At 41.0% G+C, this 16,490-nt stretch carries 12 protein-coding genes and 1 tRNA gene; 4 read left to right on the top strand and 9 right to left on the bottom strand.

The window, feature by feature from the left end:
- Positions 1 to 1,344: a RagB/SusD family nutrient uptake outer membrane protein gene (locus G6053_RS00575; RefSeq protein WP_165305196.1), complete on the top strand. Its 1,344-nt coding sequence runs from the start codon at positions 1 to 3 to the stop codon at positions 1,342 to 1,344.
- Between the two features lie 76 nt (positions 1,345 to 1,420).
- Here G6053_RS00575 and G6053_RS00570 read toward each other — a convergent pair whose 3' ends face one another.
- The 4 genes from G6053_RS00570 to G6053_RS00555 form a co-directional block, all read right to left on the bottom strand.
- Positions 1,421 to 1,759: a hypothetical protein gene (locus tag G6053_RS00570; protein WP_165305195.1), complete on the bottom strand. Its 339-nt coding sequence runs from the start codon at positions 1,757 to 1,759 to the stop codon at positions 1,421 to 1,423.
- Between the two features lie 141 nt (positions 1,760 to 1,900).
- A complete protein-coding gene (locus G6053_RS00565) occupies positions 1,901 to 2,371 on the bottom strand; it encodes a MauE/DoxX family redox-associated membrane protein (RefSeq protein WP_165305194.1) in 471 nt (156 codons plus the stop codon).
- A gap of 199 nt (positions 2,372 to 2,570) precedes the next feature.
- Positions 2,571 to 3,518, bottom strand: coding sequence for an AraC family transcriptional regulator (locus G6053_RS00560; protein ID WP_165305193.1), 948 nt, complete (start codon positions 3,516 to 3,518; stop codon positions 2,571 to 2,573).
- Positions 3,519 to 3,947: 429 nt separating this feature from the next.
- On the bottom strand, positions 3,948 to 4,280 hold the full coding sequence (locus G6053_RS00555) for a DNA-directed RNA polymerase subunit alpha C-terminal domain-containing protein (RefSeq protein ID WP_165305192.1): 333 nt from the start codon (positions 4,278 to 4,280) through the stop codon (positions 3,948 to 3,950).
- 317 nt (positions 4,281 to 4,597) lie between these two features.
- Here G6053_RS00555 and G6053_RS00550 point away from each other — a divergent pair, with 317 nt between their 5' ends.
- On the top strand, positions 4,598 to 5,215 hold the full coding sequence (locus G6053_RS00550) for a hypothetical protein (RefSeq protein WP_165305191.1): 618 nt from the start codon (positions 4,598 to 4,600) through the stop codon (positions 5,213 to 5,215).
- Positions 5,216 to 5,304: 89 nt separating this feature from the next.
- Here the strand turns inward: G6053_RS00550 and G6053_RS00545 are convergent, their stop codons facing one another.
- On the bottom strand, positions 5,305 to 6,615 hold the full coding sequence (locus tag G6053_RS00545; protein WP_165305190.1) for a site-specific integrase: 1,311 nt from the start codon (positions 6,613 to 6,615) through the stop codon (positions 5,305 to 5,307).
- Between the two features lie 247 nt (positions 6,616 to 6,862).
- A tRNA-Glu gene (locus tag G6053_RS00540) sits at positions 6,863 to 6,934 on the bottom strand.
- 140 nt (positions 6,935 to 7,074) lie between these two features.
- On the opposite strand from G6053_RS00540, the gene G6053_RS00535 reads away from it, so the two are divergent.
- The gene (locus tag G6053_RS00535; protein ID WP_165305189.1) at positions 7,075 to 9,591 is read left to right on the top strand and encodes a family 20 glycosylhydrolase; all 2,517 of its coding nucleotides are present in this window, start codon (positions 7,075 to 7,077) and stop codon (positions 9,589 to 9,591) included.
- 157 nt (positions 9,592 to 9,748) lie between these two features.
- Here G6053_RS00535 and G6053_RS00530 read toward each other — a convergent pair whose 3' ends face one another.
- From G6053_RS00530 to G6053_RS00520, 3 genes are all read right to left on the bottom strand, one after another.
- Positions 9,749 to 12,244, bottom strand: coding sequence for a TonB-dependent siderophore receptor (locus tag G6053_RS00530; protein ID WP_165305188.1), 2,496 nt, complete (start codon positions 12,242 to 12,244; stop codon positions 9,749 to 9,751).
- A 141-nt stretch (positions 12,245 to 12,385) separates the two neighbouring features.
- Positions 12,386 to 14,314 carry a glucosamine-6-phosphate deaminase gene (gene nagB / locus G6053_RS00525; protein ID WP_165305187.1) on the bottom strand — a complete coding sequence of 643 codons (1,929 nt, stop codon included), beginning with the start codon at positions 14,312 to 14,314 and terminating at the stop codon, positions 12,386 to 12,388.
- A 140-nt stretch (positions 14,315 to 14,454) separates the two neighbouring features.
- On the bottom strand, positions 14,455 to 15,603 hold the full coding sequence (locus tag G6053_RS00520; RefSeq protein ID WP_165305186.1) for a methionine aminotransferase: 1,149 nt from the start codon (positions 15,601 to 15,603) through the stop codon (positions 14,455 to 14,457).
- Positions 15,604 to 15,675: 72 nt separating this feature from the next.
- Between G6053_RS00520 and G6053_RS00515 the strand changes: the two genes are divergently transcribed.
- Positions 15,676 to 16,356: a TlpA disulfide reductase family protein gene (locus G6053_RS00515; RefSeq protein ID WP_165305185.1), complete on the top strand. Its 681-nt coding sequence runs from the start codon at positions 15,676 to 15,678 to the stop codon at positions 16,354 to 16,356.
- The last annotated feature ends 134 nt before the right edge of the window (positions 16,357 to 16,490 follow it).

Genomic DNA, 16,490 nt, shown 5'->3' with positions numbered 1-16,490 from the left:
ATGAAAAAAATCAAGATCATTATCCTATTGATCAGCCAAATTTTGCTGGTCAATTGCGCTAAGGATTTCTTAAATGAAAAAAGCATTTCCAAACAGGTGATCCCCTATTCCATAAAGGATTATCAGGCACTATTGGATAGAAGAAGTATTATGAATGAAATCGGTTCGGTATCCCAGCAGATGATTGCAGGTGAAGAGTTTTCCATATCCGACGAAGCATTTCATGCGTTGCCAGATGTGACACAGAAAGATACCTATATTTGGAAACATGATATTTTCGGAGATATGGCTTCCTTGGACTGGAATCAGGGTTTTCAACGTATCATGTATGCTAATTTGGCATTGGATGTCAATAAAATCACACCAAATGAAGAAGAACGTGCTGAATGGGAGAACGTGAAAGGGGCAGCGTTGTTTCACAGGGCGTGGAACTATTTTCATTTATTGCTGACGTTTGGCAAACAGTTCAAGAAAGAAATGGCCGGGGAACAGTGTCCGATACCTTTTAGGGCTGACTATGATGTTACGGATAAAGGGGCGATACTGAGCTACGGGGATTTTTATGACAGAATATTAAAAGATGTTCTGGAATCAGCGGAGCTACTGCCTTTGTCCCAGCCCGCAAAAACCAGACCCAATAAGGCGGCGGCATATCTTCTATTGGCTAAGGTGTATTTACAGCTGAATGATTTTAAAAGTGCGTTAAAATATGCTGACCAGGCTGTTCGGTTAAATCCTGTTTTATTAGATTATAACAACCTATCTGATATCCCACGATTTCCTTTTGCAGATGATAGTGGCATATCAAATCCTGAAGTTCTTTTTTTTCAAAAAGGAGGAGAGATTTCGATTCTTGGAAATTCCAGAATCAATGTGGATATGGCACTCTACGAACTGTATGAAAGCACTGATCTCAGGAAAAGGTTTTTCTTTCAGGCTGCCCAAAACAATAGGCTTACTTTCAGGGGATCATATCATGGGGGGGTGAGTAGTTATTTCGTCGGGCTTGCGGTAGATGAGGCCTATCTGATCAGGGCGGAGTGTTTGGTCAGATTGGGCAGAAATAAAGAATCCCTGAACGACCTCAACTTTCTATTGGAGCATCGTTTTGAAAAAGGGAAATTTAGCACGGTCCAGGAATCTAACGAGACCTCTTTGCTGGAATTAATCTTACTGGAGCGAAGAAAAGAGCTATGTTTTCGTGCTACTAGATGGGAAACACTCAGAAGGCTTAATGCGGAAGGGAAATTGCCGACTACATTGAAAAGGTCATTGGACAGTGAAGAAATTACCAATGACTGGTCCAAAGGGACATGGTTTTGGAAGATACCTGATTTTAAATAAAGCATCAGATAAAGGGGGCATCAATAAAATGCCCCCTTCAAATGGTATCAACCCTATGGAAAACTATTTTTGTCAATTACTCATCGTTAAGATGAGCTCTTTCTCCTTGCGGGTAGCTATTGTTTATAGCATCCTGTAAGGTGAAAGGGAATGACGGCGGTGTAGCTGGCAGCTCAAGTTGGATTGCGCACAACGGTTGGGTAACATCCGAAGATGCACATGGGGTGCTTGGAGTACCGCCCGGATATTCTTCCACAATAATCTTGTTGGAATTGCCCGATCCGTTATCAACAACTCTGTACCATTTTTTTGCAAGCTTTCCATTCTCGTGGTTTTTCCACGATGCTGTTAAGCCGACAATAGCCAAAAGAGCTACAATAGCGCCTAGATTCAAATTTTTAAGAAATGATTTCATATCGTAAAATTTAAATAGTTAACATACGCTGATTTCATCAGGCCCATCGCATGGCCTGCCCCATATGCTATCCAAGGCCTTGGCTTGGGGATATTCCTTGATCTTGGCAGGGTAGACCTTCAACCTGCCTTATCGGCTGAGTTATGATAAGATGGTATCCTCCTTCCTGCCAAGATCGGAAATGACGTCTTTTTCCGTATGGCTTTTGTGGGCCGATACCCAATATATGATACCTAAGGTAATAAATATGCTATTTAGTGCTATGTGTAGCCAGTGATTGTTTGTCGGCCATATCCCGGCGCAGGCACAAGGTGTATGGCCGAGGATCTTGGTCACTCCGACCAAAAGATAGATAGTGAAAAGAGCGATCACGACCGTAGACAGCCTGATACCTAGTTTTACCGTAGGTTTATAGAGCAATAATAAAGTCAGGCCTATATACACAGCTGGAAGCCCCCACAGAATCAGCCGCTCCATCCAGTGGGGGAATGACTGTAATGCTATTTCACTCTTGGTCGTATCCCAGCTAATGAGCTTGACGGTAGCAGTAATCCCCCAAAGCATTAAAAAGCTGTACTGCGTTATGATCTTTATTTTATTTTTTGTTCTCATATCTCTATTGTTTATATCGCTGTTCCCTATCGGGAAGAGCCAGTGACAACACCTTTAATACAAAGTTCAGGCTTCGGAAATGGCCAGAAAAGGAAAAAACAGACAACTTTTGGCCAATTTTTATCAAAAATGTCCGTTTATTCCCTTTTTTGGTAACAAAAGAGATACAATAGAAATGATTTAGATGAGTTTAGCAGTGTCATTCATTTTTGTAGTAGCTGCGATAGGTACGTGAAAAGCTGCCAAGATCCGCGTAGCCGACCATGGAATATATTTCTTTTTTGGCTAGCCCCTGTTCATTGATGAGCTTCCGGGCCATTTCCATTCGGAGCCTGACACAATAGTCATAGGGTGTTGTTCCAAATATGATCCTGAACTTTCTCCGAAAAGTTTTATCGCTCATCGGTAGATCTTGCAGCTGTGACTGGATATCAATTTCTGGATCTGTAAAATTTTTCAATATATATAATCCCGCCAGATAGATCCTGTCCAGCCCCGAGGTCACCAGCATTTCATGATAAGACTTTAAGACCATTGCGATCTTTTTGCGCATTTTGAGCTTGACGATCTCGATGTTCGGATCATTGAAGTCCAGTATTTCATCTAGTTCTTTTCCCAGCATTTTCTCGATCCTCAGCCTAGGCAGAATACTGAACTGCCTGTTGGAACGTGCAATTTCCCTTAACGCTTCCCATAATATCCTGTAGGGCCGGACAATTCGTTCTGCCCACTCCGGATCAAAGGAAATTACCAGGGCTTTCACCAAGGATCCTTTCATGATATCTGCCCCATATATCTCCGGCCTGCTATGTGAAGGATAAAAACTATTTTCGTTTGCGATAGTAACTTCGATACCATTCTCTGTCGAAAATCTGAGATTTCCCTGTATCGTAAATAAAAGGAACAGTCTGTCCCTGTCTACCTTAAACCGGAGGCTGAAAGCTTCTTCCGTACGGAGCTGGATCAGTTCAATATGGTATTTTTTTAGGAGCAGCTTCCCACGGAGGACTTCTGCCTTTGGAAAAGAATACCTTAAGGACGATGTTGCTGATCTTAAAACACTTTCGGTCCAGTCTGCCGGACAGCTGTTCACATCAAGTACAGAAAGAGGTACACTGGGGAATATGATATCAAAATGGTCCGTCATAAACGCAAAAAAAAATTGTTTCCTGTTTTATTGGGGCGGCTTTAGGAGCACGAAATATATTAAATGTAGGATGTTACATTTTACATTTGCAAATTTTTTCGATAAACAGACGTTTAACCAATATAAGTTGCACGATTTCCCCGATATCTGACTTTTTCATACAGCCTTTCTCCTGACCTAATAACGATCCACTTCGTTTTCAACAGCAAATTGGCGAGCTTTAGAAAGCTGTAAATATCAGTAGGTGCAAAGAAACGCCATTCAAATACTTGTAAATAGACAAATATTATCGAGGCATGTAGATGGGTTCATAACTTGAACCGCCATACTATTGATGGGCATGAAGCAATCTCTATGGGAACCAATAAGAAATGCAGGGAAACCGGAAAGGTGATAGGAAAGTTTTCAGAACCCGGAATTAAAAGCTCTCTATTTTCCCAGCTGCTTGATAAAGCCTACAATTTCGGAAAGGGATTTTTGTCCAAGTGCATCCATCTCGGCCAGTTGCTCATATGAGCAGGCCATGAGTTCCGACACCGTTATTATCCCATGCTTACGGAGGGCCCCCACTGCCTTGGCACTGATCTCCTGCCGAAAATAGTAAAGGTCGCTTTCAAGGATCATCTCATGGATATAACTATTGTCCCCCAGGATCCGTTGCAATTTCATGGAAAGGTTCCGAAGCGAGGTATAATCCATCTTTCGAAGGTCGATCCTCGTTTTAACATCATCCAGATAGATATCAATTTCGTGTTCTTTCATGGTTTTAAATATTTGGTTATGAATTAATAGCTATCTGTTCTGACCGTTGTACTGTTCAAAAATCAGCATTCAAATTAGGTCAACTTGAATAATAATTCCAAATTTATTCGACCAACTGCCATTTGACCACAACCAAGAGTACAATATGCTCGATTAATTAAACTTATGAGATAGATTTTTCTCAACAGAATCTATTTAAAAATCTCCATTGATAAATTCTTCTATCCCGACTACCGCAGCCCCAAAAGCTGAATCTCCATAGATTTTGAACTCATATTTAAATTATTTATTTTAGCCATTCAAACCATAATTAGGCCATGAACAGAAACCGATTGATCCTTTTGTTCATTTTTCCCCTATTGTTTTTTTCCTGCAAAAAGGAAAATTCTGGACAGGGTATGACTGGCAGTCTGAAAGGAAAATGGAAGTTAAAAAGTTATGAAACCACCCTTTCTACCGGTGATAAGAATGGGAGCAGTAATGTTCAGACAGATAACCTCCCTTACGAATATCTGAGTTTTGACGGGCGTGACAGTGCTTCACTACGGTTAACGGTACCGTATTTTGTCGGTTCAAGTAGCACTGGGGATGGCGGAGAATGGAATCCCCCGGGCGCAGATGTAATTATTAAAGATGGGAGCATCCAGACCGGAGAACCTATTTATTACCGCAAATATTATTATCAGCTCTCAGGAAACCGTCTTTTGCTCAAGGAAACTAGGGAATTTAACCCTTCCGCATGGGTAGAGAAATGGGGAAGCCCTGCGACAGGAATTGTCGATTCCCTCGCAGATTATTACCAAAAGCTCAGGACAGATATAGATTGGTGGGATGTATCTCTTGATGGAAATTCACTAGAACTACATCAGGAAATCAGCTATGGTGGCAAGGACAGTTTTCGGTCCAAAGTAATAATGCTCTTTTCAAGAGAATAGAGAAGGGCAGCTATTTCTCTGCTGAGGAAGGATAACATATTTTTTATTTAATATGGAAGCGATACACGATGTACCGCTTCCTTTTATTATTATGCAATATTTCTACCCTTATGGCCTGCCTTTATAAAAGTAAATGCCTGTGGAGTACATATCCTTTCAATTTTAGCATTGCCTGTTGGCATCGGTTTGTTCTCGATCTTTCTTTCCAGTCTGTCCATATCCACCGCAACCCTATTATCCAAAAGTTTCGCATAATGCTGTGTGGTTTTGATATCAGTATGACCGAGCATTTTGGAAACTGTTTCTATCGGAACGCTATTGGCAAGCGTAACAGAAGTGGCGAACGTATGGCGTGATTTGTGAAAGGTCAGTTCTTTGGTGATCTCACATAGGTCTGCAATTTCTTTGAGATAGCTATTCATTTTCTGATTACTCAGCACAGGAAGTGCCATATCCTTTGCCACACATGGTGGATAGGTACGATAGCGTTCAATGATTTCAAGAGCCTTGGGCAATAGCGGAATATTTGATGAGGTTTCGGTTTTCTCCCTGCTTGTGAAGATCCAGAGCTTTCCATCCACTCCCTCGGCAATGTCTGTCCATTTTAATTTCTTTACATCGGCATAAGACAGACCGGTATAGCAACAGAAGACAAAAATATCACGCACATGCGCAAGACGTGGTATTTTGAATTCCTTTTCTTCTATCCTCCGAAGTTCCACATCGGTTAGAAATTCTTTTTCTTTTGCCTTCGCCTTGATTTTGTAGAAGGCAAAAGGATCATCAGTGATCCATCTATGTGCAATACAGATCTTGATAATCTTTCGCAGGTGTTTCATGTATTTTGCTGCCGACACGGCTGAACAGCCCATCGTGGCACGCAGAAAGAATTCGTATCCTGTGACAAAAGCATGGTCAATCTTTCTTGTGTCAATATCTGTCAGTCTAAATTCTTTCTCTAGGTATCCATAAATATGTAATAAAGAGGTCTTATACCCTTTGAGTGTATTAGGTTTGAATCCATTTCCCAGAAGTGTTTCCATCTGCACATTATGTTCCCTAAAAACATCAAGAAATTGCTTTCGTTTGATATCCTTTCCTTGATACCTCAACTTGATGGATTCTGCAGTAATTTCTTCCGCGGCAGCTGTCATAGCGGTATGGATTGTACTTACTTTGCTGACGAGAGTGTCAAGGTAAGAGTTTAGAGTCTTGACAGCTTCGATAGTACCTTTCATACGATTAGCTTTGGGGTTCCATCTCGACGGATCGCATACCCGTCCTGTGGAGACTTCTTTTGGGATTCCATCAACAGTAATCCGCATGTAGATCGGCTTGGGGCCGTTAACATAATTTTGGGGTTTCTTCAAATAGAAGAGTAAGGAATAATTTGTACTCATGACAACATCATTTAAGTGAAACAAAATTAGCCTTGCAACTAAAACGGATCAAGATGTTTAATATTTGAATAAGCTGATAATCAAAATATTAAACATGTTTTAGTGAGTAGCCATATCGGAGAAAATGACTCACTGAATGACTCACTTTTTTCTTGGGAATTCGTGTAAGTTTTGTAGATACTGAAAAACAAAAAAGCCTGCAAATGTTTAATTTGCAGGCTTTTGTATGTTTTGACTTTTAGATGTGTAGCCCGTAGGGGAATCGAACCCCTGTTTCAAGAATGAAAATCTTGCGTCCTAACCCCTAGACGAACGGGCCGCTTTCTGTTTCGGTGTGCAAATATAGAAAGTTTTCTAAATCTGTCAAAATTTTATCGGAATTTTTATTCATTTTTTTCCAAATAGATCGCAAAACTCTCTAAAATAGCTATATTTAGACTCATTGAAAAAGTAACCAACATGACTAATTTAAAAAAAATTAAAAATCCATTACTCTATGCAGGCCTTGGCATGGCTCTTTTTAGCCAAGCAGCATATGCTCAAAAATCGAGCTCAATTGCAGATCAGCTGCAACTCACCTGGCAAGTCAAGGAGGGCCAAAATATCCGTAAAAACCCTGTCTCAACAATCATTCTGAAAAATATGGGCAAAAGCGCAATACAGCTTAACGATTGGAGCCTCTGGTTTAATTTTATCCGATCTATTGATCCTGATAAAGTAGATAATAGATTTGCCATTGACCACAGGAATGGCGACCTATTTCAGGTTAGTTTTAAGAAAAACAATTTTTTATTAAATGCACAGGACACCATCCATATTGATTTTACAACAACGGGATTAGTCAATTATACCGACGGACCAATCGGTTTATACATAAAAAATAGCAAAACCGGGATTTCAACAGATATTCGGAACTATACAGCAGTGAAAACCGCTCCTCAATCCGAGGCCGAAAAAAATAATTACTGGTCCTATAAATATGACCTAAACCAACTTACCAAGGGGGTCGAAGCACAGCGCATTATCCCCCTACCAAGTCATATTAACATCAACGATAACACAAAATTTAATGTAGCGGCCGGTACAAAAATATTTGTTGCCAGCGAATTTTCTTCAGAAGGGAATTTTCTGACAGATTTTCTGAACAATTACACGGGAATCAAGCTGTCCCCTTCCTCGGCAAAAGAGGATGGAATTGTTATCTTCAAAGCAAATGATCTAAAACCTGAATCCTATCGGTTAAATGTTAATACAAAGGGTATACACATAGAGGCATCGGATAAAGCCGGTGCATTTTATGCCATACAATCGTTAAAATCACTGATCAATCATCAACAATGGAGTAAAACCACGAAATCAATTGCCTTACCACATGCGAGCATAGAAGATAGCCCGCGCTATGGATACCGTGGTTTTATGCTGGATGCGGCCCGTAATTTTCATAGCAAGGCAGAAGTTTTACGTATTTTGGATCTGATGGCAGCCTACAAATTGAATAAGTTCCATTTCCACTTTATCGATGACGAAGGTTGGCGACTGGAAATCCCTTCTTTGCCCGAACTAACCGCTGTAGGAGCAAACCGTACTGCTAATTTTGAGGATGGTAAAGGAATTCAACCTGCCTACGGTTCTGGGGCAACGGCAAAAGCGCATCAATTCTACACCGTAGCTGATTATATCGAAATCTTACAATATGCACAGGCAAGACATATTGACGTAATTCCTGAAGTTGAAACTCCGGGGCATGCCCGCGCGGCGATCAAAGCGATGCGTGCCCGTTATGCTCACTACACCAAAGCGGGTGACAAACAGAAAGCTGAAGAGTTCCTATTGGATGATGCAGACGACAAATCGGTTTATAACTCTGCGCAGAACTGGAATGATAATGTGATGAACCCAGCCCTGCCTTCAACGTATCATTTCCTGAGCAAAGTAGTCGATGAAATCAAAGCTATCCATGAAAAAGCCGGAGTCCCGTTGAAAATGATCGATTTGGGAGGTGATGAAACACCGAGTGGTGTCTGGGAAAAATCACCCAAAATCCTTGCTTTCATGAAAGAGAATAATATCAGTAATGTCCTGGATGTATGGCCACTATACATTGCCAAAATAAATCAACTTGTCCAAAGTAAAGATCTGACTATGTCGGGATGGGAAGAGATGGGTATGCGTAACAAAGGGAAAGGAATGGAAGTTAACGCTGAATTGGGTAAATCCGGCATCCATCTCAATGTATGGAATAACCTTCCGGGACAGGGACAGGAAGATTTAGCTTACCGCTTAGCAAATGCAGGTTATAAAGTTGTGTATACAAGTGCGGCTAACAACTACCTGGATATGTCATGGGATCGTGATTTTGCGGATCCGGGTCATAGCTGGGTGGGTACTGTAAACTTGAACAGAACCTATTCTTTCTCACCGGAAAACTTCTTCATCAACCTTCGTAAAGATGACACCGGAAAAGATCTCGTAAAAGAAGCTTATACCAACAAGGAGCAACTCACGGCTGAAGGAAAGAAAAACCTGCTCGGCATTAAGGGTGCACTCTGGGCAGAAAAAGTATCGACAGATCAACGGCTTGAGGAGATGATATTCCCTCGGCTTATCGCCATTGCCGATCGTGCCTGGGCGCAGGAACAAGCTTGGGAAAAAGGCAATGCTTATGATGAAGCAACCTATCGTAAGTCGTATACAGCCTTTATTAAGAAATTAGGCGAGGATGAATTAAAGAAACTGGATATTATTAATGGGGGTTATACCTATCGCCTTCCGAAGCTTGGAATTAAAAAAGAGGGCAACCAGTTGTATATCAATACAGATTATCCCGGATTCAAAGTCTATTATACAGACAATGGAAGCACGCCGACATTGAAGTCAAAAGAAGTAAATGGCGCAATTCCTTTTCAAGTGGGCAAGAAATATCTATTCAAGGTCTTTGATGCCAAAGGTAGATCAGGAGACGTTATTGCATATTAAAAACTGGGCTGGATTATTAACAATAAAATAGTGATATCCAATTTACTTAAGCTCGTCGGTGAAATAGCACAGGCTGATAGCAGTTCTAAAACTGAAAAATGGATGATTTCTAATAGAAATCATCCATTTTTCAGTTTTAGTATGGAATACTATCCGCTTAAAACTTATAGCTTAACGAAACAGCCGCATTTCTCGGGTCAATCTGATTGATAAAACCGCCTCGGAAATACGAGTTCAAGCCAATCTCATTAGTGATATTGTTAACAAAAACTCTTGCATCAAACCTACGCCATTTATAACCTACCTGTGCATTTAAAGTTGTATAAGCTGGCATATTGAAAGGCCTTTCTCCATAATATTCACCGTGGCCCTGTGGTTTCAAACTGTATTCATTCACAGGACGGTCTCCAACATAGTAGACACCAGCACTTAAACTCAGGTTCCTCAAGGCGCCTTGGTTAAACACATACTGCACCCATGCATTGGCTGTATGCTTCGGTGCGTTCATTGGCGCTGACCCATTCATATAAGATGGAGAATTTTTATAACGAGCGTCCAAATATGCGTAACCTAACATCACTGTAAGATTTTCCAATACACGGCCGTTTAATTCTGCTTCAATACCATCCCTAATTAAATCTCCAGCTTTGAAATAAAGTCCCGTCGGTTGATTTTCAGTATTATACTCAGCATTCGTTAAATCGGACGTATAAATGTGAAAATAAGTCAAATTAAATCGTAGTCTGTTGCCTAGCCAATCAGACTTAATCCCGCCTTCAAATTGCTCTGTTTTAGATGCACCAGCTGTGGTGCCATCAACGAGCGGACTAGCTGCACTTCTTAAATTTGTCGCATTGGTATAAGATCCAAAGATATTGAAGTTTTCAAAAGGAGTCACAATCACTCCTGCCATTGGATTCCATGCAGATTCTCTTTTATTGCCGTTTGATGTAAAGTCTTGTGTTATTATTTCAGAATAGCGTAGACCTAAAACCGCTTTAATATATTTATTGAATTCTATCACGTCCTGTGCCATAAAACCAATGGATGAATAATAGTTTCTAACCGGTGTTTTGGCCTCAAAAGATACTTTCTTTCCTGTATGTTCATTTCCCAAAGAATCTGTATAAGTGACGTTGGTCAAATCGTTGGCCCAATCTCCATAAATATCAATAATATCAATAGTACCTGCTGCCAAGGCTGACTGGTCTGCTTTTTTTAGGAGAACTTTATCCTCCAACAGGCCCAGCTTCGTACCAAATGAAGTTGTTGTTGCATCAGCAATACGGTAATCAACCCCCGCCTGCACCAGATGCTTTACCTTACCGGTATAAAGATCTTTTCCGATCAGGTCAAATTGAAAAGTTTTGTTCTTGTCATCTCTCAAACTCTTACTCATCTTTCTAGAAAAAGTATCAAATTTTTTCGCATCATCTTCGATAAGTGTGGCTGAAGTCGTCAAGTTATCGACCTGATAAGATGATGTCGCAATTGAGGCGCGGATGCTCCAACGATCGCTCAATTCATGATTGATCTGCCCCATAAAGCTTTTCATTTCGGTATTTACATTATCAGAATTCATACCCAGGAATTTATTATTGGGTATGACGTACAGTGCGTTGATACTCTGCGAAGAGTTTAAGTTAACAGCCGAATTGACCGGTGTACGGTTATCATTAAAGTAATCTCCTTCTAAAGTAATCGTTGTTCTGTCTGTCGGTTTCCAAGCCAATGAGGGGTTTAGATACACACGGTTGGCCGAAAGTCCTTTTCTGAAACTATCACTTCTTTCATAGGCGCCGTCCATACGAAAAGCAACAGTCTCCTTTTTATCCAACACAGTCTGAAAATCAAATGTCGGACGGAATTGACCCCAGCTCCCTACGCGTACTCCAACTTCGCCAGCGTTGGTAAAATTAGGCGTTTTGGTCACCACATTGATCACCCCTCCGGCATTCCCAAGGTCAGTAATAACACCCTGTGTTACCGCTGCGGATCCTTTGATCATCTGGATAGACTCTACCCCCTGCATGTCCACAACGCCGGAAGCGGTCTGAAACTGAGAATCCATACGTACCCCATTTTTCAAAACTGGCACACCTCTGAAACCCCGTGTAGATAGCGATTCTTTAACGCCGCCGTATGAACCGAAAAGCGTAACACCCGGAATATTTCTTACAGCATCTGTCAACGTTAATATCCCCTGATCTTGAATTACTTTATTTGATATCACCGATATACTCTGAATCTGATCGGAAGGTTTTAAAGGCATACGGGTGATCATCTCAAGTCCCTTTGGCTTTTTATTCCGCTCACCAAACACCTCCACTTCATCTATAGCCTGCTCATTGCTCACCAACACCACCGGTTTTATGACCCCCTCACGGCTAGTGGAGCTAAATACATAATCAACCGAAGTTGTTTGATATCCTAAATAGGTAAAACGGATTACCGCATTCTGATCGACACCCTGAAGTCTAAAATGACCTCTGTGATCTGTCCGTACGGTTTTATCGCCAATTGAAACGGTTACTGAGCTTAATGGATTGTTGTTTGCATCAACAACCTTTCCTTTTACGATCCCTGAAGTTTGACCATATACAGCGCTTCCGATTAAAAATGTAGAGGCAAGTGCAAGTAAGTGTTTGTCCATGTTAATAATTTTGGGTAATTATTTTTAATTATTCTAAATAATGAAGCAAAGATATAAAAACTTGTTTATTTAGAATAATTAAAAACAAAAAACTCTGAACCACTTATGATTCAGAGCTTTCCTAATATTAACTCAGATTATTTAGTCAAATTTCCATCGTACAAAAGCTTCTATCGCTTCGTAGTTAGCCAGACCTAATCTATCATATAACGACGCGGTATCACTCGTACGGTCTTCTGCACGTACCCAAAATTCACGTGGGTCATCACCCGGGAATACAGGTAGATCTTTTTGGGATTGGTGTTTGAAGATCGCTAAGCGCTTGCGGTACACCTCTTGTGGTGATAGGGGAACGGCCATTTCAATCTCATGGATTGGGTATTCATGCCATGCGCCTCTGTACAACCATAACCAACAGTCTTTTGTCCACTCGTCAGTTTTGCTCAATCTTTTCAAAGCTTCGAACAAAATATCGAAACATACTTTATGTGTACCATGTGGGTCGGCAAAATCTCCCGCTGCAAATACTTGGTGCGGTTTTACCTGACGTAACAATTCCATTGTTTGTTGAATATCATCTTCAAACGATACTTCCTTCGCAAATTTTTGTCTATCATAGAATGGAAGATCCTGGAAGTGAATATTTTCATCTGGCAATCCGACTAAACGAGCTCCGGCAATGGCTTCTCCTTTACGGATCAATGCCTTTATTTTGCGAACAAGTTCGGTATCGATCTGATTTGGTTTTTTCGTTGCAAAGATTGCTCTTTCTTCATCATAAATCTGATTGATCTGAGCGGCCTCCGCTTTCGCACCGATTTGATTTGCCAGATCCTCCGCAAACTCCAGGTAACGTACTACATCATCATCCCATACAGCCGTATTACCACAAGTCTGATATGCAACATGCACATTGTGCCCTTGATCTGCCAAACGGATAAATGTTCCGCCCATGGAGATGACATCGTCATCTGGGTGTGGAGAAAATACAATCACATTCTTCTTAGCCGGATTGGCACGCTCCGGACGTTGTGAATCATCTACGTTAGGTTTACCACCCGGCCATCCTGTAATCGTGTGCTGAAGTTCATTAAAAATACGGATATTGATGTTATAAGCAGGACCGGTTTCAGTCACCAGTTTTGCCATGCCATGGGCATTATAGTCTTCGTCAGTAAGTTTCAAAATCGGCTTATTGATCTCTAAGGCCAACCAAACAACTGCCTTTTTAATTAAAGACGGTGTCCAGGTAACATCTTCGGCTAACCATGGAAGATCAAAACGTGTCAGCAACGACGCTGCTGCCTCATCCAAAATGAACTCGACATTATCCGACAGTTGAAGATATGTAGCCGGAATCTCTGCTGAAATCTCGCCTTCAACAGCTTTTTTGATGATCTCCGCTTTTGTTTCAGTCCATGCCATCAGAATGATCTCACGTGCTTTGAAAATTGTACCTACCCCCATTGTAATGGCTTTTCTTGGCACATTTTCTTTTCCACCAAAAGCGCGAGAGGCATCACGACGTGTCAGATCATCTAAGGTTACAATACGAGTACCGGAGTTGGGCGCAGACCCCGGTTCGTTAAAACCAATGTGTCCGGTACGACCAATACCTAGCAATTGAATATCTAAACCTCCAGCAGCTGTAATCTTTTGCTCGTATCCCTCACAAAATGCATTGACTTGATCAGGTGCCAGGGTACCATCAGGAATATTTACATTCGCCTTATCAATATCCACGTGATCGAACAAGTTTTTGTTCATAAAGGTCACATAGCTCTGATCGGCGTCAGGTTGCATGGGGTAATATTCGTCAAGATTGAAGGTAATCACGTTCTTAAAGCTTAAACCTTCTTCTTTGTGCAAGCGAATCAGTTCTTGATAGACCTTCACCGGTGTGGCACCAGTGGCAAGACCCAGAACAGCTTTTTCACCTTTCTCTTGCTTTGCACGAATAATGTCAGCAATACGATTTGCAACGTTTTTCGAAGCTGAATTTTGATCTGGATAGACGCTTACGGGGACTTTCTCGAAGCGTGTTTCTTCCAATAAATTTAATCTAGCCATTTTATGGATTATTGATAAACGTGAATTACAAATTTATGAAATTAGTGAGTTAAGTTGAAGTAAAATTTTAATAAAGTACCTTGTTCTTAACAATATTTTAAATAAAACCTTTTAGCCTTAAATTTAGCATCTAAAACAGGCTAAATTTTATTCAAAATAGCTACTGCTTCCAATAAAGTAACGTCCTGTTTGGCGAAACAAACGCGCAAAACTTGTTGATCTGTAGCCTGTTTATAGAATGCGGAGAGCGGGATTGTCGCTATTTTATGATACGTTGTCAAATAACGGGCAAAATCAAATTCTTTCTCCTGGCTGATTGTACTATAATCCAGATTCAGAAAATAGGTACCTTCACAGGGCAGTACTTTAAAACGGGATTCCTTCAAACCATTTTTGAGCAAGTCTCTTTTTTTCTCAAAAAAACCAGCGAGACCTTCGACGTAGGCAATATCTTTTAAATATTCCGCAATCGCAATTTGCATTGGTGTATTGACGCTGAACACGTTAAACTGATGAATCTTTCGAAATTCTCGTGTCAGCATGGCCGGAGCTACACAGTACCCAATCTTCCAGCCTGTCGTATGCAACAGTTTTCCGAAAGAAGCAACAACAAAACTCCGTTCGCGCAAGGTCGGAATACTCAAAACTGATTGCGGCTCAACTCCATCAAAGACTAGATGTTCATAGACTTCATCGCTGAGCAGCAGCGTGTCCGTACCTTGCAGAAGTTTGCCAAGTTTATTCAATTCTTCATTTCCGAGAACTTTCCCTGTAGGATTATTCGGATTATTGATAATCACCAGTCGTGTTTTTTCGTTGATCAACGTAGCCACATAATCCCAGTCAATCTGAAAATCCGGTGCCAATAATCGAACCGGAATAACCTTACCTCCAAACAATTCGATCGTTGGGGCATAACTATCGTATGCCGGTTCGAATATAATCACTTCATCTCCAGCCCCGACCACTGTTGCTATCGCTGTAAAGATGGCCTGGGTTCCCCCGGCTGTTATCGTGAGTTCCTCCGAAGGATCTACATCCACATTATATACAGCCTTGTATTTATTTACGATCGCCTCTCGCAGACTTTGTGCACCGATCATCGGCGCGTACTGATTATGTCCTTTTTTCATCGCCGCAGCAACCAATTGGGTAAGCCTGGGATCCGTTTCAAAGTCCGGGAATCCCTGTGAAAGGTTCAGGGCCTGCTCCGCATTGGCAAGCGCGGTCATCTGGGTAAAGATCGATGTACCGACGTGTGGAAGTTTAGCTATTAGGTTGAAGTTCATTTTTTGACATTTTATTAATCTACCAAATTAGTGGATTTTCTTATATTTGTAAATATATAGAAGAATAGCAACATGATAAAATACATCACACTACTTTTTTTGGTTCTTCCCCTCTTTGGTTCAGCTCAGAAAAAAGAATTGACCAAACAGGAATACATTGCCCGTGTTAAAGCAGCACCTGATTCTATTTCAACCTTAGTTGATTTGCGTCGTGTAGGCGGCTACGATCCTGTTTATACGGAGCTGCAGGAGCTTTATAATACTTTGAGTGCCAATGTAAAAAACTCCAACGAAGGAAAAGAATTTCAGGAATATTTAAATGCGCTGGAGACGGTTCAGATCGGAAAAGTCGCACCTGCTTTTACGCAAAACGATACAACAGGCAATCCTGTACAGCTATCCGATTTTAAAGGCAAGTATGTACTGCTTGATTTCTGGGCTTCCTGGTGTCCCGATTGCCGCGTTGAAAGCCCGGATCTTGTTAAAACATACGAGCAGTTCAAAGGAGACAAGTTTGAAATCCTTGGCATATCTTTTGACAAGGACCACAACTCCTGGATCAAGGCCATTCACGCAGATAAACTACACTGGAGACATGTTTCTGACTTAAAACGCTGGCAAAATGATGTCGGCACATTATACGCAGTAAAGTCTATCCCTCAAAATGTACTGATTAACCCCAATGGAAAAATCATTGCAAAGAACTTGCATGGTGATGCTTTACGTGAAAAGCTAAAAGAAGTATTGAAGTAGGTTTTCGATATAGATGGTTACTGTCACCTTCAAAGTGAGCATCAGAAATGAGGCTATAGGGGAATAAGAGCCGTATCAAAAAAGAATAGGTGCCTGATTTTTGGGGACCTATTCTTTTTTTTCTAGGTTTTAGC

The organism is Sphingobacterium sp. DR205 (assembly GCF_011064245.1).
In the GTDB taxonomy this organism is placed as follows: Bacteria; Bacteroidota; Bacteroidia; order Sphingobacteriales; family Sphingobacteriaceae; genus Sphingobacterium; species Sphingobacterium athyrii.
Note: the sequence above shows the minus strand (reverse complement) of the source record. Positions and strands in the feature narration are given on the sequence as shown.